This window comes from Pseudomonas baetica (genome assembly GCF_019733355.1).
GTDB classification, from domain to species: domain Bacteria; phylum Pseudomonadota; class Gammaproteobacteria; order Pseudomonadales; family Pseudomonadaceae; genus Aquipseudomonas; species Aquipseudomonas baetica_A.
The window spans coordinates 1-22,021 of record NZ_JAIHLQ010000009.1; the positions used below are offsets into that span (position 1 = coordinate 1).

Here is a 22,021-nt window from a genome sequence, read left to right on the forward strand (position 1 = left end):
TCATAGCCGGTGGCGCAGGTCAGTCGGTACAGCGAGTCGTAGCAGAAATCACGGTGACCCTCGATGAGCTGGTTGGCAAACCACACCGGCTGGAAGGCGTGGTCTTCAATGCGGGTGATATTGCCGACCGGGTCGTAGAAATACTCGAAATCCTGCAGCACCGCACCGGCAGCTTTGCGGCTGCGCTGGGTGTGCAGGCGACCATCGGCCGGATCGTAAGTCCATTGGCTGAGCACGCCGTTACCGGCCTGCTGTTCGATGATCTGGTCGGCGGCGTTGTATTGCGCATCGAGCAGAACCGGCTGCCAGTCGGGCTGGCCGTTGATCAGCAATTGCACCTGCTTGAGTTGCCCGGCCAGGCCATAGCGCGACTGCTGCCGATGGTCGCCGGCATCGGTCTGTTCCAGTACGGCACCCAAGGGGCTGAACACCCGTTGACTGGTGAAGGCTTCTCCATCGCCAAAGGTGCGGGTTTCCTGCATCGGCTGGCCGGACAGGGCGAAGCTGTCGGTGTGCAGCGTGCCGCCATTGTCTTTGTGCGCCAGCAACTGACCGCGCAGGTTGTGCCCGGCGTCGGCCGAGGCATCGGCGTAGGTGAAAGCTTCGACCTCACCGTTCTGTTCGATCGCCACCACGCGCAACTGGTTATCGAAGGCCGTGAGCCATTGGTGGTCGCGTTCGTCCCAACGCTTGCGCGGCTCGCCCGCCAGCCCGGGCAGGTTCAAGCGCCAGCCGGCGTCGACGCTGTCGGATTTCAGCGCGGCACCGCTCAAGGCATACACCGTGGTCTGGCACGGAACCAACAGGCGCGGATCCCACTGCGCCACCAGCCGTCCCACCGCATCATGCTGCTGACGGTTCACCAGAGGCGTGGTTTGTGCAACGGTACGCAAGTAAGCGACCTGCCGAACAGGCAGGCCCCGGCCGTCGCTCACCGAGAGCGTGGGTGTACGCCAATGCTCACTGGCGGTCATGACCGAGGAACCATTGTTTCGGGCGAAGGCTCGGCGGTGTCGTTGAAGTCTTCGCTGATGTGGTACCAGGGATGGTAGGTCTCGCGGGAGAACTCGCCTTTGGCGTTGATCAGTTTTATCTGCCGTCCCAAAGCGTCATAGAACAGTTGATCGAAGTAGCCGAGTTCGCGAAGGGATTGATCCTTGATGTAGCCATGCACATTGGCCAAAAACGCTCGGAACTGGCGATTCGGTTCCCCCTTGTTGTTGTATTCCACGCGTTGGCTGATGCGCCAGCGCGGATCGGCATGTACCTCGACATACTGGCCGTCTTGAACGACGAGTGAGCCATCCACCACCTTGTACGCCATGCCCGGGTCTACAAGTTGCTGGGTTTGCAATGCCCGGCCAAAACCATCGACGCAGGCCTTGATGATCTGGATTTGTGCGGGGATCTCGTCGTCGGGGTAACGGTCGGCGCTCAGCACGACGCTGTGCACCGGCTCCCGGTGAGCCGATGTGATCGCTTCAAGCAAGGCCTGTTCTGTTGACGTCAGCGTGTTGCGCCGTGCAAGCCTTTGACGCGCGCTAGCCCGAATATGTCCGCTGGGCAACAGGTATCCCTCGTTCACCCACGGCTCGGTCGCAGCAACGACACCCATCCAGCTGAACAAGTCCTTGCGCAGGGTGCTGGCGGCTTTTTGCACCGCCAGCGCCGGATTTTCGATGGCCGGGTCCGGGTGATGATCCGCCGGACGATCGTATTCGCTCAGCGGTCTGAAACCCGCGGCGACACCCTTTTCGGTGCCGTAAAAACTGGTGGCCAACGGTTGCCCGGAAGGTTCGTAAATCGCCTCTTCAACGTTGTCGTTGGGATCGATGATGCGCAGTGGTTGCAGGGCGTGATAGTCGTAATCGATGCGGGTGGTGCAGCCGTCGGGCAGCACGATACGCGTGAGTGCCAAATGGTAATCGTCGTATTCGGCCCTGGTCGTGCCGTGGCTGGGGGTTTCGCGGTAACCGAGCACTTTGTAAAAGCCTTGGAGGTCGGCGTATTCGGCGATGGAGAACGTTGACGACCACAAGTCGTGTTCCGTGCCAGTCAAGGGGGGGGACCAGAACAGAAACTGCATTGGCGTGTAACCGATCCTCTCCAGTTCGGCGCGGATGTCGAACGGCGGCGGCAGGACGCCGTAAGCGTCCAGTGCAATCTTGTCCAGTTGCGCCATTTCCAGCGGGCCTGTCAGTGCTTCGAATTCGGCAACGCCGTCGGCCAGCAGCGTGCCGTCGGTTTTCACGTAGCGCTGCACGGACTGGGTCGTCAATACGCGCTCGGAGTTCCAGTGCGGCGAATCCTGATGATCCCTCAGTTGGTCGAAAGAGACCTGTGCCGGCGAAAGACCGGTCGGCAGCGTGCCTTTGGACAAAACCAACGCATTGCTGCGCAGTTGGTATGGCAAGCCCAGTCGCCAATGCTGAGGATCTTCATCCAGGTCGATGAAGCGGGAACGGGTTTCGCTCAGATAGAACAACTGCTGCGCCTCGTCATGGGCGTCGCGCCACCACTGTTGTTCATCCGGGTCGGTAAATGGCGGCGAGTCTTCACGGGTCAGGCGACGTGCATAACTTACCGTCAGTGCGTGGGTCGACAGCCCGTACTCGTTCCAGCGCAGGTTGACCTCGTGACGGCACAGTGGATCCTCTATAAACCGGTCGTACTGGTAGCTGATTTTTTCCAGCATCAGCGGCAGTAAAGTCGCTGCCGCATACGAACCCTTGGGGCGCACTTCGCGTACCAGATAGCGCATCTCCTGCACCGCATACGGCGTGGCAATGCCCGGTTCGTCGACCTGGGCATCGGCATAGGTTTCGATGCGGGTGACCGCCCCGACCAGCGCCCGGGAAATCTGGTATTGGCTGTCGGCGTCGTGTGGCTCGATCGGTTCGTCGACTTCGTCGGCAGCGTGATAACGGCTGAACAACGTCTTGCCCAGTGCAACAGCCTGTGCGTCTTCGTTGAAATAAAAGTCGCGGGGCCGATCCATCGATTGCCCAGTATGGAACCAGGTGCAGACCCGTACGGGGTCGCTGAACCCGACATCGTCATCGCCGGTGGCGCTTTCGCTGTCGGTCTGCTGCAACTGACCAAAGCCACGGAACTCGCGGTCCTTGCTGTCGTAGACACCTTCGCGCCAAGTAAATGTCTGGGTCAGGCAGTTCCCGGTGACCTCATCCAGTTGCTGCTGTTTTTTCACCACTGCCACCGGGAACGGCAGGTTCGAGACCGGTATTTGGTTGAGTTTCAGTATTCGTTGTTTTTCATCGAGCCATTCCTGTGCGGAACTGCGATAGACCACGCTGGCACTGCAGCCCATATTGTTGTTGCTGGACGTCAGCAGATAAGGCTTTGCCGGCACGAAGTCGTAACGCCAATGCTGCGGTTGAACGTACGGCACCGTCAGGATCAGGCTGGCGCAGCCCAGCCCTTGCAGGTCGGCGAAGCTCACCTGGCAAAGGCGGTCATAACGCACGCCTTCGGGCCACGGCACGGTGATGGGAATCTGCTCCAGACCATTGCCGCCGCGGTTCAGATAAATCTCGAAAGTGTCGGATTGCAGATAGATCAGCGCCGAGGCACCGGAGCCGTCGAGGTCGGCGAGGCGTACGCGCGACGAATCGAATTGCTCGTAAGTGAAGGGCAAGTCGCTGATCTTGCGACCTTCGCCAAACGTACCGTGGCCCAGATTGGGCCAGCATGTGATTTCGTCATGGCGGATGCGGCTTAGCTCGGGCATGTCGCTGCCCAGCAAGTTGCCCAGCAGTACCAGTTCGGTGGGTGAATCACTGAACAACGGCAAGCGGTCGTCGTCAGGCTTGTGATCGACGTCTTGAGCCGCGGCAAAGCCCTGCTCGCGGCGGTTGGCGTACAGCCGCACCGAGTTCGGGCCGATCAATGCAACGGAACTCAAACCGTCTCCACTCAAGTCGCCGAGTGTCGACAGGGTGTTGAAAAACTCCAGCGGGAATTTGTCGAAGGGGACGAAGTCGGCGAAGTTACGCTGTGCATTCAGCGTACGGAAACCACTGATGCCCGGCTGCGCAGTGATCCAGTCCAGGCGTCCGTCACCGGTCAGATCGGTGAGCAATTGCTGTACCGCGCGGTTGCGATCGGCCACCGGGATCTTGTCCAGTTGCGTCCAGGGCCCGTAGTCGATGTCGTCGGTTTGCGGTGTGGCACGCAATGGTTCGCGGTAATACCAGCCCTGGTCATAGCGGCAGAGAAACCCTGGAATGCCTTCACCGTAGAGGTCAACGCACTGGTAGAAGTTGCCGTCTTCAATGCCTGGCTGGGTTTGTGACTCGAACAAACGAGCTGAGGTTTTATTGAGGTCGAAGGGCGAGTAGTCGAACTCCACCGGCGGCGAGTTCTCGACAAAGCCACTGGCATCAAAGGCCTGATAATGGGCCGCAGCGATCTGGCTGAAGGCCCATTGCGTCACGGTTTGCGGGTCGCGGTATTCCAGCAGCAGACGACGTACCAGTTTCGGCGAGTCGTCCGCTTTCGTGGGGAAGCGGTGGAACATCAGCACTTGCTGGCAACGCCTGCGGGTGCCCACCTCAAAGCCCTGCCCGTAGGTCGAGAAGCGGTCTGCGCGGTTGAGCCACGGCTTGAGGGTAGCGCCGTCATACACCGGAACCTCGGTCAGCGACGTGGTGCGCTCACCGTAGTCAAACAACAGCTGAAAATGCCACTGTGGCGGCGCGGTATCCTCCAACTCCCAGGCATACAGTTTTTGGCTCGCGGTGAAGTTGCCGTAGTGCACCCGCTCCAGATAGCGCTGGGCACGGTAGTCGTGGACGGGGTCGGGATCCTGATCATCGGCCTTGTACACGTAACCGATGTGTTCACCGCGAGCGTTCATGCTTTCGCAGAGCAGCCAGGCGCCAATGCGCTGCGGGTCGTCCGGGTCTGCGCTGCGTGAATTCTCTGTTTTGCCGTAGACATGCAGCGAACCGTCGGCGCCGTGTATCAGCCAGAAACCCGGCGCAACCCCCTCTCCTGAACCCGGCGCGTGCTGCCAGTATTCACGCAACGCAAAATCACCTTCCACCCGTGGCCAGTAGCGCACCACGCTGTGCGGGCCGACGTCATCGCCGTCATAGGTGGATTCAAGGCGCGACTTGATCGTGCCGTCGGCTTCCAGTTCCGGCATCCACACCTCACCATCGGCGCCGATGATTTCATCGTGATCGGTGTAGTGCGGCACGCCCTTGCTGGTACGTCGGCTGATCTCACTGAGGCCCAGTCCCCAGCCGATGCCGAATGGACCATTGCCGGTCTGGCTGCTGTAGGACAGGGACAGTTGCGGATCCCAGCCTCGCCCGGCGGATGTCGGCAAAGGCAGTACGAATGAGGCGGCACCCGTAGGGCCGACCGCGCCCCAACTTTTGCCGATCGTGGCGATCGTCGAGCTTTTGGCAATGGAGGGTGTAACGATGCTCAGCTCTTGTTCGGCCATGATTGCGTCCGGTGCACTTGCGGTGGCGTAGTTGATTGGACGCTACCAAGAATCGGACGAGGCGTAACCTGTCAGATCTGACAGGTCAATAAGATCAAATTGTGTGCATTGGCGCGGTTTTTATCGCCAAAGCAATGGTTGGGCCGGATGTCGGGGGCGTAGGCACAAAAAAACCGGCCCGTCGTGAGACGGGCCGGCTTCGTTTGCCGCGATGAAACGCTTACTGCACTTCTACCGCCAGGCTTTGGCTGATCTTCTGTTGCCAGATCGCAGGGCCGGTGATGTGTACCGACTCGCCTTTGCTGTCGACAGCAACCGTCACTGGCATGTCCTTGACCTCGAACTCGTAGATCGCTTCCATGCCCAGTTCGGCAAACGCCAGCACTTTGGACTTCTTGATCGCTTGCGCCACCAGGTAAGCCGCGCCGCCGACCGCCATCAGGTACACGGCTTTGTTGTCCTTGATCGCCTCGATCGCAGTCGGGCCGCGCTCGGACTTGCCGATCATGCCCAGCAGACCGGTTTGCTCAAGGATCTGACGGGTGAACTTGTCCATCCGCGTTGCCGTGGTCGGACCTGCCGGGCCCACCACTTCGTCACCGACCGGATCAACCGGGCCGACGTAGTAGATGAAGCGACCTTTCAGATCCACCGGCAAGGTTTCACCCTTGTTCAGCATCTCGACCATGCGCTTGTGCGCCGCGTCGCGACCGGTGAGCATTTTGCCGTTGAGCAGCACGGTTTCGCCCGGCTTCCAGCTCTGCACGTCTTCCGGGGTCAAGGTGTCGAGGTTGACGCGACGGGCCGACGGGCCGGCTTCCCAGACGATTTCCGGGTAGGCGTCCAGCGGTGGCGCTTCCAGCGAAGCTGGGCCGGAACCGTCGAGCACGAAGTGCGCGTGACGGGTGGCAGCGCAGTTCGGGATCATGCACACCGGCAGGGAGGCGGCGTGGGTCGGGTAGTCCATGATCTTCACGTCGAGCACGGTGGTCAGGCCGCCGAGGCCCTGGGCGCCGATGCCCAACTGGTTGACCTTCTCGAACAGCTCCAGACGCATTTCTTCGATGCGGTTCTGCGGGCCACGGGCCTTGAGTTCGTGGATGTCGATGGATTCCATCAACACTTCTTTAGCCATGACCGCGGCTTTCTCGGCGGTGCCGCCGATGCCGATGCCGAGCATGCCCGGTGGGCACCAGCCAGCGCCCATGGTCGGAACGGTCTTCAGTACCCAGTCGACGATCGAGTCGGACGGGTTGAGCATGGCCATTTTCGATTTGTTCTCGGAACCGCCGCCCTTGGCCGCCACGTCCACTTCCACGGTGTTACCCGGGACGATGGAGTAGTGGATGACTGCCGGGGTGTTGTCCTTGGTGTTTTTACGAGCGCCCGCCGGGTCGGCGAGGATCGAGGCACGCAGGACGTTTTCCGGCAGGTTGTAGGCGCGGCGCACGCCTTCATTGATCATGTCGTCCAGGCCCATGGTGGCGCCATCCCAGCGTACGTCCATGCCGACGCGCACGAACACGGTGACGATACCGGTGTCCTGGCAGATCGGGCGGTGGCCGGTGGCGCACATGCGCGAGTTGATCAGGATCTGCGCCATCGAGTCACGGGCCGCTGGCGATTCTTCGCGCAGGTAGGCTTCGTGCATCGCCTGGATGAAATCCACGGGGTGGTAATAGGAAATGAACTGCAGGGCGTCGGCAACGCTCTGAATCAGGTCGTCTTGCTTGATCACGGTCATGAGTCGCGCTCCTCTAAAAGACGGGAACATTTTAATAGGGCAGCTTCGAGCTTCGAGCTTCGAGCGGCAAGTCAAAGGCAGTACGTGGACTGTTTGAGCTTGCGGCTTTGAGCTTGCAACTTGAAGCTGGCCCTTTGGGCCGGGCACGCCGGGGCTGCTGGCGCGACGCTAAAAAGGCGCGGCAGTATACCGCGCCTCGGTGGGGCATACACGCGCCGGGATTCATTCGTTGGTCGAATGGCTTGACGGGGGGCGGGGGATTGCATTGGCAAATCGAGATCCTTGCCCCTCAGTCAGGCCCTGTCTCCCAGGGCGGTGAGGGGCTTTTGAGGCCACGCTTTTGACGCCAATTATCCGGCCCGAAAATCAATGGTCATTTATCGACTACGCCACTAAAGTGGCAGCCGGTCTGTAGGGTAGGACACTCGGTCAGCCTCCAATCGCACGGTGAGTCAACGATTGACCCATAACGCCATTCAACGTCTTTTGCTTAAACGCTTCGCCCTCGCTGCAGCCACCTATGGATTGGCTTTGCTGCTGCTGTGGCTGGCGTTTTTTACCGGTCATTTCGGCGAGTCCCTGCGTGCTGTGACCATCGGCAGTACGCTGGTGGTGATCAGCCAAGCCACCTTGTTCGGCCTGTTCTGGACCGGACGCAATATGCGTTTTGCCGACCCCAGCCTGACCGAAGCGCAAGTGCTGCTCGGGCTCGGCTGGCAGACGTGGCTGATCGCTCATCTGGACGAGGCCCGGGGCGCGTTTTTGGTGTTCTACGTGCTGATCCTGCTGTTCGGTCTGTTTCATCTGAGCCGACGGGCGTTCATCCGCTGTGCCCTGTTGGTGTTCTTCAGTTTCTGCGCGATTACCCTGTGGGACGGATACCACTTCCGCCTGCCGGAGCCAGCGCTCGCCGTGCTGCAAGTGTGCATCCTGGCGATGGTGCTGGCGTGGCTGGTGATTTATGCGCGCTTTGTTCAGGTTTCGCGTCAACGCATACGCCAGCGCCGGTTTGCCTTGCAGGCACATCAGGACACCTTGCGCGGGATGATGCGCCAGCTCGAAGACCTGGTCGCCACCGACGAGTTGACCGGGCTGTTCAATCGTCGACACTTTCTGCGTCTGGCCTCGCGTGAACTGAATGCGATGGACAGCGAAGCGGTGCACGGCCTGGCGCTGATCGACCTCGACCATTTCAAACGCATCAACGACTTGCACGGTCACGCCGCCGGCGATCAGGTGTTGCAGGCCTTTGCCGCTGTCGCCCAAGCGTGTCTGCGCGACGGCGATGTATTGGCGCGTTATGGTGGTGAGGAATTCGTGGTGTTGCTGCCCGACTGCGACGCCGAACGCCTGACCGCCTGCTGTGAACGTCTGCGCGTGGCCTTTACCGACGTCGAATTGGTCGGCGTGAATGTGCGTGATCTCAGCCTCTCGGCCGGCATGACCCTGTTGACCTTGGGCGATGATCTGGATGACGCCCTGCAGCGTGCCGACCAGGCGCTCTATCGAGCCAAGCGTGACGGGCGCAATCGCTGCGCTGCAGCCTGGGAGAACGTAGATGCCTGAGCTTCGCGTTGGTCAGCAGAACTGGTCGGTAGCGGCGGGTAGCAACCTGCTCGATGCCCTCAATCAGAACGGCGTGGCGGTGCCATATAGCTGCCGCGCCGGCAGTTGTCATGCATGCCTGGTGCAGTGCGTGCAAGGCCTGCCGGCCGACAATCGCCCGGATGCCTTGAGTGCCGAACAGCGCCAGCAGGGTTGGCGGCTGGCTTGTCAGTGCCAGGTTGTCGAAGACTTGCAGGTGCACACCTTCGATCCGGCGACGGACGGACGCCCGGCAGTTGTCGAGGCGCTGGACTGGCTGAGCGACAGCGTTCTGCGTTTGCGCCTCAATCCGCAGCGTCCGCTGCGCTACAGCGCCGGGCAACATCTGGTGTTGTGGATCAATCACATCGCACGTCCGTATTCGCTGGCCAGCCTGCCGGAAGAAGACCGTTTCCTGGAGTTTCACCTCGATTGCCGCCAGCCCGGGGAGTTCAGCGATGCGGCGCGTTGTCTGCAGATCGGCGACCCGATCCGCCTCGGCGAACTGCGCGGTGGTGCGTTGCAATACGACGCCGACTGGCATACACGACCGTTGTGGCTGCTGGCGGCGGGTACAGGCCTGGGGCCGTTGTTCGGTGTCTTGCGTGAAGCGCTGCGTCAGGATCACCAAGGCGCCATCCGCGTCATTCACCTGGCCCATGACGCCAGCGAGCACTATCTGGCCAAACCCCTTGGCGCACTGGCCACCCAGCGTGAAAACCTGACCGTCGAGCTATGGACGGCGGCCGAGGCACCCGCCGCTTTGGCGCAACTGCGCCTTGTTTCCCGGCAAACCCTGGCCTTAGTCTGCGGCTCGACGGCCAGTGTCGACGCCTTCGCCCGGCGTCTGTACCTGGCCGGATTGCCGCGCAATCAACTGCTGGCCGACGTATTCCTCAGCCGTGGTTGAGCGCTGATCCATCAGACGCGAGACACGCCATGACCGAAGCCATCCTGCTGGAACGCGAGCGCGGTTTACTGACCCTGCGCCTCAATCGCCCGGACAAGAAAAACGCCCTGACCCGCGCCATGTACAGCCGTCTCGCCGAGGCGTTGAAGCAGGCCGACAGTGATCCTGAAATCAACGCCGTACTGATCACCGGCAGCGCCGAGTGTTTCACCGCCGGCAACGACATCGCCGACTTCATCCAGCAGCCACCGAACAATCTGGACAGCCCGGTGTTTCACTTCATGCTCAACCTGCTTGAATGTCGCAAGCCAGTGATCGCGGCCGTGGCCGGCGCGGCGGTGGGGATTGGCACGACGCTGTTGCTGCATTGCGATCTGGTTTACGTCAGCCGCGATGCGCGGCTGCGCATGCCATTCGTCAACCTGGGTTTATGCCCGGAATTCGGCTCTAGCCTGATCCTGCCGCGCTTGCTCGGCCAGGCGAAAGCAGCTGAGTTGTTGTTGCTCGGCGAAGGTTTCAGTGGCGAGCAAGCCGCCCAGTGGGGCATTGCCACCGAAGCGTTGGGCAGTGGAGAAGCCGCGTTGGCCAAGGCACGGGAAATGGCACTGCGCTTCGATGAGTTACCGCCGCAAGCGGTGCGTATCAGCAAGCAACTGATGAAAGCTCCGGATCGCGAGCTGATCCGCCAAGTGATCGAGGAGGAGGGCGCGCTGTTTACCCAGCGGCTGCGTTCACCCGAGGCGCTGGCGGCGTTGACCGGGTTTATCAAGCGGCATTGAATTTTCGCTGACGGTAGCGGCCTTTCGGGAGCAAGCGTCCTCCCAAATCTGAAATTCATTCCCCTGTAGTGAGCATGCTCGCGATTGCATTTGATCAGTCAAAACCCCTCTGGGATCAGAAAGACAAAAGCCCCACCATTCACATGACGGGGCGACATTGAATTGCAGACAGACTGTGTGTCGGCTTCAACTCTTCCCGTGGAAACGAAGGATCACGCCCTGAACCACCGACGTTGACAGAAAGCCCGCGATCACGATTTTTCCATCGTCCTGCAGAGTGAGGCCGTCGAAACGATTAACCGCCCCTAGTGAAGTAATGACCCAACCTTGGTCGTTGAAAGAGAGATCGTCTTTCGCATCGCTCAGCAGTCTGGCCACTATCACGTTGTTATCTTCTCCTGGCCAGTGGCTATTGCCGAGCAGCACGATTTTTCCGTCAGGTTGCATGACTGCATTTCGCCATGTGGTGTTGCGGCCATCCACTTGGGTCAGCAAAGGTTGTCCACGGTTGAACTGAATATTGGCTTTACCATCCGGTTCGAGGCTGATCAAAAGGCCCTGTTCAGCGCTGCCTGCCCACCCTAACGCCAGAAGCCGATTGTTCGGCTGTCGAATCACTTTTCTGACGGTCGTGAACTGTGTTGACGGCGATGAAAGGACGACAAATCCGCCGTTGCCAAAAGCGGGATCGGGCCGACCGTCGGGGGTGTAGCACGCGAATAATGGCATTGACTCACCCGAAGCTAGCAACAGATTGCCACCGACCATGATCCTGCCCTTTTCGTCGATGTATCCGCTGTTCATTGTTATGGCATTGGGGTCATGTTCCGGATGAACCACTTGGACATAACCTTTTCCATTGAAGGAAGTGTCCAGAGAGCCATCGATGTTCAGCAAATAGGCGAGGGGGGAGGGGGACAAGTCCTTATTAAAGGTTTTTACGATCAGGATCTTGCCTTCAGTCGATGCGCTTACGCTGTATGAAGAGTCTTGATCCTGACGTTTCGATTGACCGGGGAACTGAGCCTGCAAGCCTTGGGGTATTGGCAGAGTCACAAGACCGTTGGAGCCGAATTCGCGATCCAGTTTGCCGTCGGAGTAGAAACGGGCCAGTGCGGGGGCGTTGCCTGACAGTCCAATCATTAGAATTTTGCCATCGGCCTGCAGGATGATGGAATTGCCGATGGAGACCGGTGCAGAGCCAAGCGAACCGCTGACAATGCCATCCACGCCAAACGATTTATCCAGCGATCCTTCAGGCAACAAGCGGCCCAATATGTAGTGCCCTCCGGAATCATGAGGAGCATCGCCCGTAAAATAAAGGCGTTCCAGTGTCGAAGGGGATTGCGCTGTAACGTCTAAAAGTAGGGTTTGCGACCGCAGGTTAGGGATGTTCAGGTGCCAAATGCCTTTCTCACCAAAACTTTCATCCAGTGAACCGGCTTGTCGCACTGATGGGCTTGGAGTGGCCATGTAACGCTCCTTGAATGGATTGTTTGCGGCTTTAGTAGCTGCCCATCATCCTGCCGCGTCTACTGGCAGGTCTGACAGTTGACACTGGTTTGTTCGTTATGCGTGCCGCGCCTCACGGTCAAGGGGCGCTGCCTTTCGAGCGCCGCATCAGAATGTAAAAGCCCCGTCATTCATAGGCCGGGGCTTTTGCTTTCTGCTCGTTTGAAGTGACAATCAGCCAAGTCCGTGCAAGCGCAGTACCTGACCTTGAAACTCCGGGGTAATCCCGGTTCCTGCCACTACGATCTTTCCATCCTTCTGTAGCGTGACAGCGTAGAAAGTTGTTCTGCCGCCAACGTCCGTACCCACCCAACCGATGCCCGCGAATGTTGTATCAAACGAACCGTCACTGAGTATTCTTGCGACGACGGCTGGCGCTGTTTCATCCAGTTGCTTGCCTATCAAAACGATCTTGCCATCCGGTTGCATGAGTCCGCTGGCCCAGTAGGTGGGCTCATTATTCAATCGGGTGAGCAACGGTTGACCTCGATTGAACTGGATATTGGCGCTGCCATCCGGTTCCAGACCGATCAAGAGACCTTGGGGCGTTTCGGTTCTGCCGATGCCCAGCAGACGGTTGTTCGGTTGTTGAATAATGGCCACCAGTCTGGCGGACTCCGACACTGACACAATGACAAACCCGCCATTGCCAAAGCCTTGATCGAGGCTGCCGTTGAGTCCGTAGCGCGCGAACAGGGGCGCCGACGTGCCTGAGCGTGGCGCCAGTTGGCCGCAGACGACAATGTTTCCATCCTGATCGATCAAACCGCCATGCACTTTGACGTCAGCAGGATCGGCACCCGGATAAATAACCTGGACATACCCCTTGTCATTGAAAGAAGTGTCCAGCGAACCATCGTTGTTGAGCTGGAAAATAAAGGCGCGGGTGTCCGCCAGATGAGTGATGACGTAAGAATTTACGATCAGGATTTTTCCATTGTCGAGGGGCAAGACATTTGCCGGCACGCTCTGATCTTTACCTCCCACCACGTCCATGAGCATCAGGGCATTGAGCTCTTGAGGTCGCGGGAGTACGACATGGCCCGCCATCCCAAATTCGACGTCCGGCGTGCCGTCGGGCAGGTATCGGGCCAATGCCGGATCACGTGCGCCTCCTACAGACCCGGTCACGAGAATTTTGCCGTCACTGAGAACGCTCACGGCGTTCCCCTGGGACTCGTTTGTTCCGGCAAAAAAACCGGTCACGACGCCATTCGTGCCAAAGCGGTTGTCCAGCGTTCCGTCAACCAGCAAGCGCCCCAGCAGGTAGGGCGAATGGGTGACGCCGCTTTGTACTTTACCTGTGAAATACAGGTGCCCGGTGGCGTGTGCTGCCGTGAGGCCGAAGAGCAGTGTTTCAGGTTCCAATGAGTCGAGGGCCAGACGAAAAATACCTGAATCTGCAAAACTTTCATCAAGCGACCCTGCGGCCTGCACAGATCGATCTGAGTGGTTCATGTGGCTGTCCTTGAGTAGGGGGCGACTCAAGTAGCTACCCATCACCATCCCCCGTCTACTGTCAGGTCTGACAGTAGACGGGGGATGTCACTCAGTGATTTACGGTTAGCTGTGTCAGCGATGAGGTCATCACAGGTGCCACACCTGCCTGACCCGAACGCAAAAAGTCCCGCCATTCAAATGGCGGGGCTTATTTTTCAGAAAGTCAGGTGGACCAATATCCTGACGCCATCGATACCCATGGCTGAAGAGGTTGTCAGCGGTGATTGCGCACTTTCAACCAAGCAGGCCGCGCATGATTTTGATGTTCGTATCGGTTGTCCAACTGAAAAACAGTACTTTGTCAGGCATGAACGCGATGGCGAGTGATGAGCCCGTGGTCTGCGGGAAACGCAGGGAGCCGGTGCCTTTGCCGAATGAGGTGTCGAGTGTGCCGTCACTGATGAAGCGAGCGATGACAACGTTCTGTGTGGCCTCCATCGGCAAGTCTGCTCTCCCTGCCACGAGAAGTTTTCCGTCGCTCTGCACTGTGCCCGCAAGCCACCCGGTTTCTGCATAGTCGAGCACTGTCTTGAGCGGTTGTGCGCGGTTGAACTGAATATTGGCTTCGCCGTTTGGCTCTCGACTGATCAGCAATCCTTTTCTGATGCTTGCAGAAGCTTCACCGATGGCTAAAACGCGTTGATTGGGCTGCAAGGCCAATTGATGAATTGCAAAGTATTCATTTTTTTCACCAACGCTCAGATAACCCGTTTTGTTGAACGATGTGTCGAGTTGGCCCGTACCGTCGAGCTGAATGAACAGTGCTTGGGGCGCGTCGGACGGCTGCACGATCACCCAGCCGACTGCGAGATATTTGCCATCAGGCAAGCGCATGACGCTTTCCAAAAATGTTTGCAGCGCGTTCTCGGGTTGAGCGGTGAAATGTCCCGTTTTGTTGAAAGTCTTGTCCGGCGAGCCATCGCTGTTCAGCACAGTGATTACGCCGAATGGACTATCCAGGTTCTGCAGCAACAGGATTTTTCCATCTGACATTACTGATGCCTGAGCCTGATCGTTATTGGGTTGACGGTCAGTTGCAGTTGTTGATGCGCAGCGGGTGGCCGGTGATTCCACGATGACTAAACCATTGTTGCCGAAGGTAGCGTCCGCAGTACCGTTCAGCTCCATCCGAAACAGTGCTTTTTTCGATGGGGAGCCGCTGGCTCTGAAGTCTCCGACGACGAGAATTTTGCGGGTTGCTTGAATATCGACCAAAAAAATCTGTCTTGGGAAAAATCGACTTGTACCAAAATCGCCGAAGACGTAACCCTCCTTGCCGAAGGTCGTGTCGAGTGTGCCGCCCTCAGTCAGATGAAAGTAGGCATACCCCATGACGCCATTCACAGCGATGGTCGAACAAGCGTAGTAAGAGTCTCCCGCTGGACCAAGAACCAATGCTTGTGGAGAAATCACCTGATAGTCGGAGGGGGGGGACACCTCGTAGGCACCATCGGCGCCGAAGTTCGGATCCAGCTCCCCCGTGCTGCTGAACAGTTTTTCATCCGTCGTATTCATCTGTTTGGCTCCTAGAAGGCAAGGCCTTCTTTCGTTCTTGATGGGATGCAGGCATCGACCTTGGCAGGCTCCTAGTGGGACAGGAATCACGAACTTCATCTACTGTAAGACCTGACAGTTGACGCATGAGTAATTCCAGTGTTGGCCTTTACAGGGGCGAAAAAAAACCGCCATTCACATGGCGGTTTTTTTCAGCATCCGATCACTCAGACCTGCGGGTCGCCTACGTGCAGGATCTTCATGCCGTTGGTGCCGCCGGTGGTGTGGTAGCTGTCGCCCTTGGTCAGGATGACCCAGTCGCCTTTTTCCACAACACCGCGTTTGACCAACTCGTCGATGGCCTTCTGGCTGACTTCGTGCGGTTCCAGCGAGGCTGGGTCGAACGGAATCGTGTACACGCCACGGAACATCGCCGCACGCGCCTGAGTCTCGCGGTGTGGCGAGAAGGCGTAGATCGGCACCGAAGAACGGATGCGCGACATGATCAGCGGGGTGTAACCACTTTCGGTCAGCGCGATGATCGCTTTGACGCCCGGGAAATGGTTGGCGGTGTACATGGTCGCCAGCGCGATGCTTTCATCGCAGCGGGTGAATTCCTTGCCGATGCGGTGGCTGGAGGTTTTCAGCGTCGGGTGCTTTTCAGCGCCGACGCAGATACGCGCCATCGCTTGCACAGCTTCCAGCGGATACAGGCCAGCGGCGGATTCGGCCGAGAGCATCACTGCGTCGGTGTAGTCGAGCACGGCGTTGGCCACGTCGGACACTTCGGCGCGGGTCGGCATCGGGTTCTGGATCATCGACTCCATCATTTGGGTCGCAACGATCACAGCCTTGTTGTGGCGGCGTGCGTGCAGAATGATTTTCTTCTGAATGCCCACCAGTTCGGCGTCGCCGATTTCCACACCGAGGTCACCACGGGCAACCATCACCGCGTCGGAAGCCTTGATCAGGCCGTCGAGGGTTTCGTCGTCGGCCACGGCTTCGGCGCGTTCGATCTTCGCCACCAGCCAGGCAGTGCCGCCGGCTTCGTCACGCAGTTGACGGGCGTATTCCATGTCAGCGGCGTCACGCGGGAAGGACACCGCCAGGTAGTCGACTTCCATTTCAGCGGCGAGCTTGATGTCGGCCTTGTCTTTTTCAGTCAGGGCCGGAGCGGTCAGGCCGCCACCGCGACGGTTGATGCCTTTGTGGTCGGACAGCGGGCCGCCGATGGTCACAGTGCAATGCAGTTCAGTGGCCGTGGCGGTATCAACGCGCATGACCACGCGGCCGTCGTCGAGCAGCAGCTCGTCGCCCACGCCGCAGTCCTTGACCAGATCCGGGTAGTCGATGCCGACCACTTGCTGGTTGCCTTCGGTCAACGGATGGCTGGTGGAGAAGGTGAACGGGTCACCGATCTTCAGCTCGATCTTCTTGTTGGCGAATTTGGCGATACGGATTTTCGGGCCTTGCAGGTCACCGAGCAGGGCGACGAAGCGGCCGTGCTTGGCAGCGAGGTCACGCACCAGTTTCGCGCGAGCCTTGTGCTCGTCGGGGGTGCCGTGGGAGAAGTTCAGACGGGCAACGTCCAGGCCAGCCAGAATCAGCTGTTCGAGAACTTCCGGCGAGTTACTGGCCGGGCCAAGGGTAGCGACGATTTTGGTACGACGGACGGACATGCAAAGACTCCTGAGTTCAAGCGCTAGCGAAGGCTACTATGCTCCAAGGGTGTAGTCATTGTTCGTTTGCACTACTTATCGTTTTCTTTATTGAACTTGGTCACTTTGGGGCAAACGCGCCTGAAGATTTCCGACGATGGGTCGATACAGAGCTCAAGACAGGAGAACCCTCATGCGATTGTTGCCCATTGCCGCCCTTGCCCTCAGCGTCCTCGCCGTGACGGGCTGCACCCGTTGGTCGATGAACCATCATTTGAACAACGCCTACAGCGCCTATGATCGCGGCAATTGCGAGCAGGTGATGCTCGAACTGTCCAAGGTCGAGCGCGCCAGCCGTGCCCGCCCCTATGTGTGGCCGGAAGTGACAATGATGCGTGGCCAGTGCCTTGAACGGCAGAAAATGTTTGTCGATGCGGCGCAGACCTACCAGTTCATCATCGCCTCCTACCCGAGCAGCGAATACGCCTACCGCGCACGCGCGCGCCTGGAGACCTTGCAGAGTCTGGGCCATTACCCGATCCCGGTCGCCACACCCGTCGTGCGGCCAACCCGCTTTTAATGGAAGTTGTCAGACAAAATCTGGCCGGCTGTACAGCCTGAGCTATAGTCCAGTGAACCGGGTTTAGAGTCGAGTCTCTAACTTGGGCAACACCTGCGACTGGCAGATGTAAGGTGATGGCGATTGGGTGACCATCACTCCGGAAGCGGGGAGAGCGCGTCTGCGATACGGGCGCGTTCCGAAGCAAAGGCGCGGCTCTGTGATAGAGCCCTGCATGGCGAACCGCATATGTTTACCGACCGCCGGATAGAACGGCATCAACTGCCGTATTTCCTCAAAGTGTTCAACCGCGTCACCGACAAACCCATCGGCTTCCTGGGCAATGTGTCTGAGGACGGGCTGATGCTGATCAGCCATTTGCCGATGATGACGGGGGTGGATTTCAATCTGCGTCTGAAGATTCCCGCCAGTGACGGCTGCCTGCAAGTGATCGACCTGACGGCATGCTGCTTGTGGTGTCACGAAGACGCGACCCCGCTGCAATATGACGCCGGGTTCGTTGTGCAGCGACCGCCGCCGGAATATGGGGAGCTGGTGCAGGCGCTGAAGCAATACTTCAGCTTTCAGCCGTTGCCGGCTTCTGCCTGACCCCAAATCTTTAGAAAGCTTCGCGGGCAAGCCCGCTGCCACATTGGCCTGTATTCCTTCAATTGAAAGGCGGTCGAATGTGGGGGCGGGCTTGCTCGCGAAAGCATCAGCACCTACAACCCATCGCCAGGATCAGGTAATGGCAATCGCCCGTTCGTTATCCAGCGTCTTCTGCGCCAGTAACAAACCCATCTCACTCAATTGATAGATCGCCATCGCCAGATGCCGCGGCTTGTCTTCGAGGCTGTCCGCCAGATCCAGCAGCAGAATGCTGACCGACGAAAACGTTTCGTAAGTCTGGATGGCCACGGCTTCGGGGTTGATGTCGGGGGCGACCATGAACATCTGCATGCCGCGATCCACGGAATTGCGCGGGTCAGGTTTTGGTTTGAGGTAATGGTCGAGGGCTTTTTCGGCGGCCTCGTGGAGTTTTTTTGATTCGGCGGATGTGTAGGGGGAAACCGAGTCGGTTTCGGGGGGATTGGGGGTTTCTTTGAACATGGTTTCGTACTCGCTAATAGGGCAGCCACCTTCTCCGCGACTAAACGAAAGGGTGGCGGCTGTAAGCAGGTTAGTCGACCGGTGAGTACGAAAACCGGCGCGCCCTAAGGCGCCCTGCGAACAGCCACCATCGAGTGCGGGAATAGGAAATACCCGACGGGATGACACTTATACGCATTCGTACTGAAACCGGGCGACTAAACCCGACCACTGATTGGCAGCGGCACGGACCAAGTTACGGGGCATCAACAAAGCGCACAAGCCGGCGGATTCTGAGGGATGTGTAGGCAATGGCGCAAGGCAACGTAGCCGTGTGCGGGCATCTGAAGGATGTCGCCAGATTACTGCGTGGGAAATATTACCGCCCGTCGGGACTGTCAGATTTTACAGGTGTCAGTGTCAGGCCGTTCGACTTAGCGTGAGAAAACGCATCGTCGCTGGCGACGCCAACAACTGGAGCTTGAGAGATGACTTCCGACGACAAGGACCAAACCGATCCAGGCATTTTCGGGCAACAAGAAAAAGAGCCCATAACTCAAGTGGGTAACCTGAACGTTGCTGGCGATGCGGTTGTTTCTGGCGAGGTGTCGCTGGAAGTGAATGATAGTTTAAACGATAAACCCCCTCCCATACAGTTGTTGTCGCCATCCAACTTTTCTATTCAAGGGAGGGCTTTCAGTTTTACGTTCCGAATTCCTTGGGCTGGGGTTCACCAAGTGTGGGTGGATTACATGGAAGATGGCGAAATTAAAAGTCAGATTTCCGGGGAGTGGTTTTCTGCGGGAACGGTAAATTCGCTTAACTTCAGTTATACGCGTGATGGTGCAAAGTCACTGCGTATTCAATGGCGGCGTGGTGAAATTTTTTCGGATTATAAGTTTCTCGATTACTACATTAGTGACCCTTTGAGTTTTGGCGAGATTTCAGACGATTTCAAAATTCAAGGTTATGGTGGTACCGGAACGACCGCCCATGCGGTGCATGTGCTTGGGGCGAATAACCGCACGCAGATTGGCCCTGAATTTCCTTGTGGAACTAGATGGGAAGCGCCGCTTTTTACATATTATCCCCCCAGAAGAGTAGCAGTAGGGATGTATCAAACCGCACGATACAAGGAGCATACGTACCATCGCCTGTCTTCAACCAAAGAGATGCTTTTTTTATACATGCCGAGGCTGAGTATGCCGGTCACTGGGCAAGTCGTGCGTATTTCTGATTTAAGTTTTATTGGGAAGGGGCACCCCGGATTAACACTTAAAGTCGTACGGCAGGATAATCACTATGCTTTATTGAGTGAAACTTCAGTTGAAGCTCCAGAAGTGTGGCAGCTGTCTGCGCTAAAGGATCGTGTCGGATTTGGTGAGTTAACCGTTGAAGTGCAGTATCACCACGCCAACATTGGTCACGGCTACTCAAAGGCCGTCACGTTTTTTGTCAATGGCATGCCCGAGATTCTTGAACCGCAACCTTCTACCTTACAGGACTCATCTTTTTTGTTAGAGGGCCGCAACGGATTGCTCGGCGCCCTGATCGAGGTCTTTGAGGATCAGAATACGCGGGTGTATGGCACGAGCAGGGTGTCTGCGGAAAATGGTGATTGGAGTGTGTCGGTCACCGGACTGTCGCCCGGCAATATCGGCCTTGTTGTTGAACAGTCGGTAGGCAACATGCGATCGGGTCGTGGTAACCCCCGTGCCTTTAAAATCCGCCCCCCGGTATTGGAAAGTGTTGACATCAATTTCCCCACTGATACATCGGCGACTTTCTTCGGCAGCGGCCATTTCGATGGGAGGCTTGAGACCCAGATCCAGTTCACCGTCAAGAGTGGCCCAGGGACTGCTCCCCCCAATACCAAGGTTAACCAGGACGGTAAGTGGCAAACGGCTGCGACGGACTGGCCCTTTGGCACCAGCACAGTCGAGGTCATTCAGAAAGTTCCCGATGGTGACAGTGGCTGGATCGAATCACATCCGTATGGTTTCGTGGTCACAAGATCGTTGACGAATGTCGAAGACATCACATTCACCCCGCAATACCGACCGAGCTTCAGTGGTAAAGGCTTCAGCGGTGCGACGGTCAGGCTGGTTGAGTCAGACCTCAACACGCCCATTGCTCCCGCCGTGCAAGTGCAAAATGGCAAATGGTCGAGCGCGGCGCTTGAGGAATGGGGGCCGACGTTCGAGCGCAAAGTCTATTTAAAGCAGTTCAAGGATGAGCATCAGTCACCGGACTGGATCGAGTTGCTGGTCAATATTCCACCCCTGGCACCGGGGGTAAACGAGCCCATCGAAGACGGTCTTTCACCGAAGTTCAGTGGTACATGCTGGCCGGGAGCCCAGGTCAATTTGATATTCAACGACAATGGCTTAACGGAAAACGCGGTCACGTCCAATGACTCTTGGACATATCAGCGACCCACCCCGTTTGCTCCAGATGTTGAGCATACCGTCGCCGTTTACCAGATTGCTGCCTGGCAAAAATCTGTGTCTGAGGTCAAAAGCTTTAGGGTTTCCGAGGCCATGCGCCAACCGATCATCACCTTTCCCCAGAGTGATACCCAGGTCGGCCGCGACGTGACCATCGAAGGAACCTGTGGAATGAGGGGCGCCACGCTGCAGTTGTGGGATGCGCAATACGGCTGGGAGTTGGGCGAGCCAAAAGTGTTGGAGGAGGACGGTGAGTGGGCGATAGAACTCACTGACCTGAAATTTGGTCCGTTCACGATCTACGCGGTGCAAAAGCGCAATGAACATGAGTCCGAACGCAGTGAATACTGTCGGTTTGAAGTGGTACTGCTGCCACCACAAATCACCACCCCGGCGCCCGACGGCAGGTTGACGCGCACCGCGAAGCTTGAAGGACGTGGTATGCCGTCCGGGCAGGTCGAGGTCTGGCGCGTGGGCGAGAACGAACCCTGGCAGCGCGATATTTTGGTGGGCGCGGACGGTGTTTGGGCGCGTGAGGTGACGTTGCCAGTGGGCCTCCACACCCTTCGGGCGCGACAGACGTTCGTTAACGACGGCAAGCCTTACGAGTCCGACTTCACGCCGCTTTTGACCTACGCCGTGGTCCCGGCAGCGCCTTTTGTCGAGACCCCGGTCGCAGGTGAATCGGTCGGGCAGCGGGTGGTGGTGTCGGGGTTTGGTGTGCCGGGCGATACCGTCAGCGTGACGCTGGGTAGCGGGCCGCGAGAGGTCGGGTTAAGCAGCGCAGTGCTTGAGGATCGCACCTGGTCGGTGACGCTGGAACTTGATCAGCCTGATGGCAATTACGTTCTGGGCGCTGTGGCCACGTGTGACGGTTTTGAGTCGGCCGTCGCCCGGCGATCAATCGTACTGGGCACCTATCGGCCCAGTATCGATGAACCGACAGCGGGGGGGTGGGTCAGCGATCCGGTGTCCTTTGCCGGTCAAGGTCGAGAGGGCAGCGGACAAGTCGTGAGCTGGTTCAATCCGGATGTGAAGTGGTCGCCGCTGCTGTCCGTTTCCGAAGAGGGATGGCGCGGCGAATACACGGTGGCGCGAACGGGCGGCCAGTGGTGTCGGTTCCGGCAGACGTTCAATGACGAAACCGGCAAGACAACGTTTTCCGCCTGGGTCGACAGTGCGCGTTTTGACGTGCAGTCCGCCCCCTTGAAGAAGACTTGAATCCAGAGCCGACGAACGGTCATTAAACCTGTCAGATCTGACAGTAGACGG

Annotated in this window: 14 protein-coding genes; 6 read left to right on the top strand and 8 right to left on the bottom strand. The window is 58.2% G+C overall.

What is annotated here, in order from left to right:
- From K5E40_RS10410 to K5E40_RS10420, 3 genes are all read right to left on the bottom strand, one after another.
- Positions 1–974, bottom strand: a 974-nt coding sequence (locus K5E40_RS10410) for an RHS repeat domain-containing protein (protein ID WP_409339133.1), incomplete at its 3' end; no start/stop codon positions are given.
- On the bottom strand, positions 971–5,473 hold the full coding sequence (locus K5E40_RS10415) for a SpvB/TcaC N-terminal domain-containing protein (RefSeq protein ID WP_221730642.1): 4,503 nt from the start codon (positions 5,471–5,473) through the stop codon (positions 971–973). The genes K5E40_RS10415 and K5E40_RS10410, both read right to left, overlap by 4 nt.
- A gap of 220 nt (positions 5,474–5,693) precedes the next feature.
- A complete protein-coding gene (locus K5E40_RS10420; RefSeq protein ID WP_221730643.1) occupies positions 5,694–7,217 on the bottom strand; it encodes a fumarate hydratase in 1,524 nt (507 codons plus the stop codon).
- Between the two features lie 459 nt (positions 7,218–7,676).
- Between K5E40_RS10420 and K5E40_RS10425 the strand changes: the two genes are divergently transcribed.
- Genes K5E40_RS10425 through K5E40_RS10435 form a run of 3 tightly spaced genes read left to right on the top strand, consistent with a single transcriptional unit; the run spans position 7,677 to position 10,490 of the window.
- Positions 7,677–8,783, top strand: coding sequence for a diguanylate cyclase (locus tag K5E40_RS10425; RefSeq protein ID WP_221730644.1), 1,107 nt, complete (start codon positions 7,677–7,679; stop codon positions 8,781–8,783).
- A complete protein-coding gene (locus K5E40_RS10430; protein ID WP_221730645.1) occupies positions 8,776–9,711 on the top strand; it encodes an iron-sulfur-binding ferredoxin reductase in 936 nt (311 codons plus the stop codon). Before K5E40_RS10425 ends, K5E40_RS10430 begins: the two co-directional genes overlap by 8 nt.
- 29 nt (positions 9,712–9,740) lie before the next feature.
- Entirely contained in the window at positions 9,741–10,490 is a 750-nt protein-coding gene (locus K5E40_RS10435) for an enoyl-CoA hydratase-related protein (protein ID WP_221730646.1), read from the top strand.
- Positions 10,491–10,676: 186 nt separating this feature from the next.
- Here K5E40_RS10435 and K5E40_RS10440 read toward each other — a convergent pair whose 3' ends face one another.
- From K5E40_RS10440 to pyk, 4 genes are all read right to left on the bottom strand, one after another.
- Positions 10,677–11,963: a hypothetical protein gene (locus K5E40_RS10440; RefSeq protein ID WP_221730647.1), complete on the bottom strand. Its 1,287-nt coding sequence runs from the start codon at positions 11,961–11,963 to the stop codon at positions 10,677–10,679.
- Between the two features lie 213 nt (positions 11,964–12,176).
- Complete coding sequence (locus tag K5E40_RS10445; protein WP_221730648.1) at positions 12,177–13,460, bottom strand: delta-60 repeat domain-containing protein; 1,284 nt, start codon at positions 13,458–13,460, stop codon at positions 12,177–12,179.
- Positions 13,461–13,736: 276 nt separating this feature from the next.
- Positions 13,737–15,017 (bottom strand): delta-60 repeat domain-containing protein, encoded by a 1,281-nt coding sequence (locus tag K5E40_RS10450; protein WP_221730649.1) that lies wholly within the window; start codon positions 15,015–15,017, stop codon positions 13,737–13,739.
- Between the two features lie 206 nt (positions 15,018–15,223).
- Positions 15,224–16,675, bottom strand: coding sequence for a pyruvate kinase (gene pyk / locus K5E40_RS10455; RefSeq protein ID WP_221730650.1), 1,452 nt, complete (start codon positions 16,673–16,675; stop codon positions 15,224–15,226).
- A 172-nt stretch (positions 16,676–16,847) separates the two neighbouring features.
- On the opposite strand from pyk, the gene K5E40_RS10460 reads away from it, so the two are divergent.
- Both K5E40_RS10460 and K5E40_RS10465 read left to right on the top strand, forming a co-directional pair.
- Positions 16,848–17,234 carry a tol-pal system YbgF family protein gene (locus K5E40_RS10460; RefSeq protein WP_221730651.1) on the top strand — a complete coding sequence of 129 codons (387 nt, stop codon included), beginning with the start codon at positions 16,848–16,850 and terminating at the stop codon, positions 17,232–17,234.
- 228 nt (positions 17,235–17,462) lie between these two features.
- On the top strand, positions 17,463–17,822 hold the full coding sequence (locus tag K5E40_RS10465) for a PilZ domain-containing protein (RefSeq protein WP_221730652.1): 360 nt from the start codon (positions 17,463–17,465) through the stop codon (positions 17,820–17,822).
- A 132-nt stretch (positions 17,823–17,954) separates the two neighbouring features.
- Here K5E40_RS10465 and K5E40_RS10470 read toward each other — a convergent pair whose 3' ends face one another.
- On the bottom strand, positions 17,955–18,323 hold the full coding sequence (locus K5E40_RS10470; protein ID WP_221730653.1) for a DUF6124 family protein: 369 nt from the start codon (positions 18,321–18,323) through the stop codon (positions 17,955–17,957).
- Positions 18,324–18,790: 467 nt separating this feature from the next.
- On the opposite strand from K5E40_RS10470, the gene K5E40_RS10475 reads away from it, so the two are divergent.
- Entirely contained in the window at positions 18,791–21,970 is a 3,180-nt protein-coding gene (locus tag K5E40_RS10475; RefSeq protein WP_221730654.1) for a hypothetical protein, read from the top strand.
- Positions 21,971–22,021 lie beyond the last annotated feature (51 nt).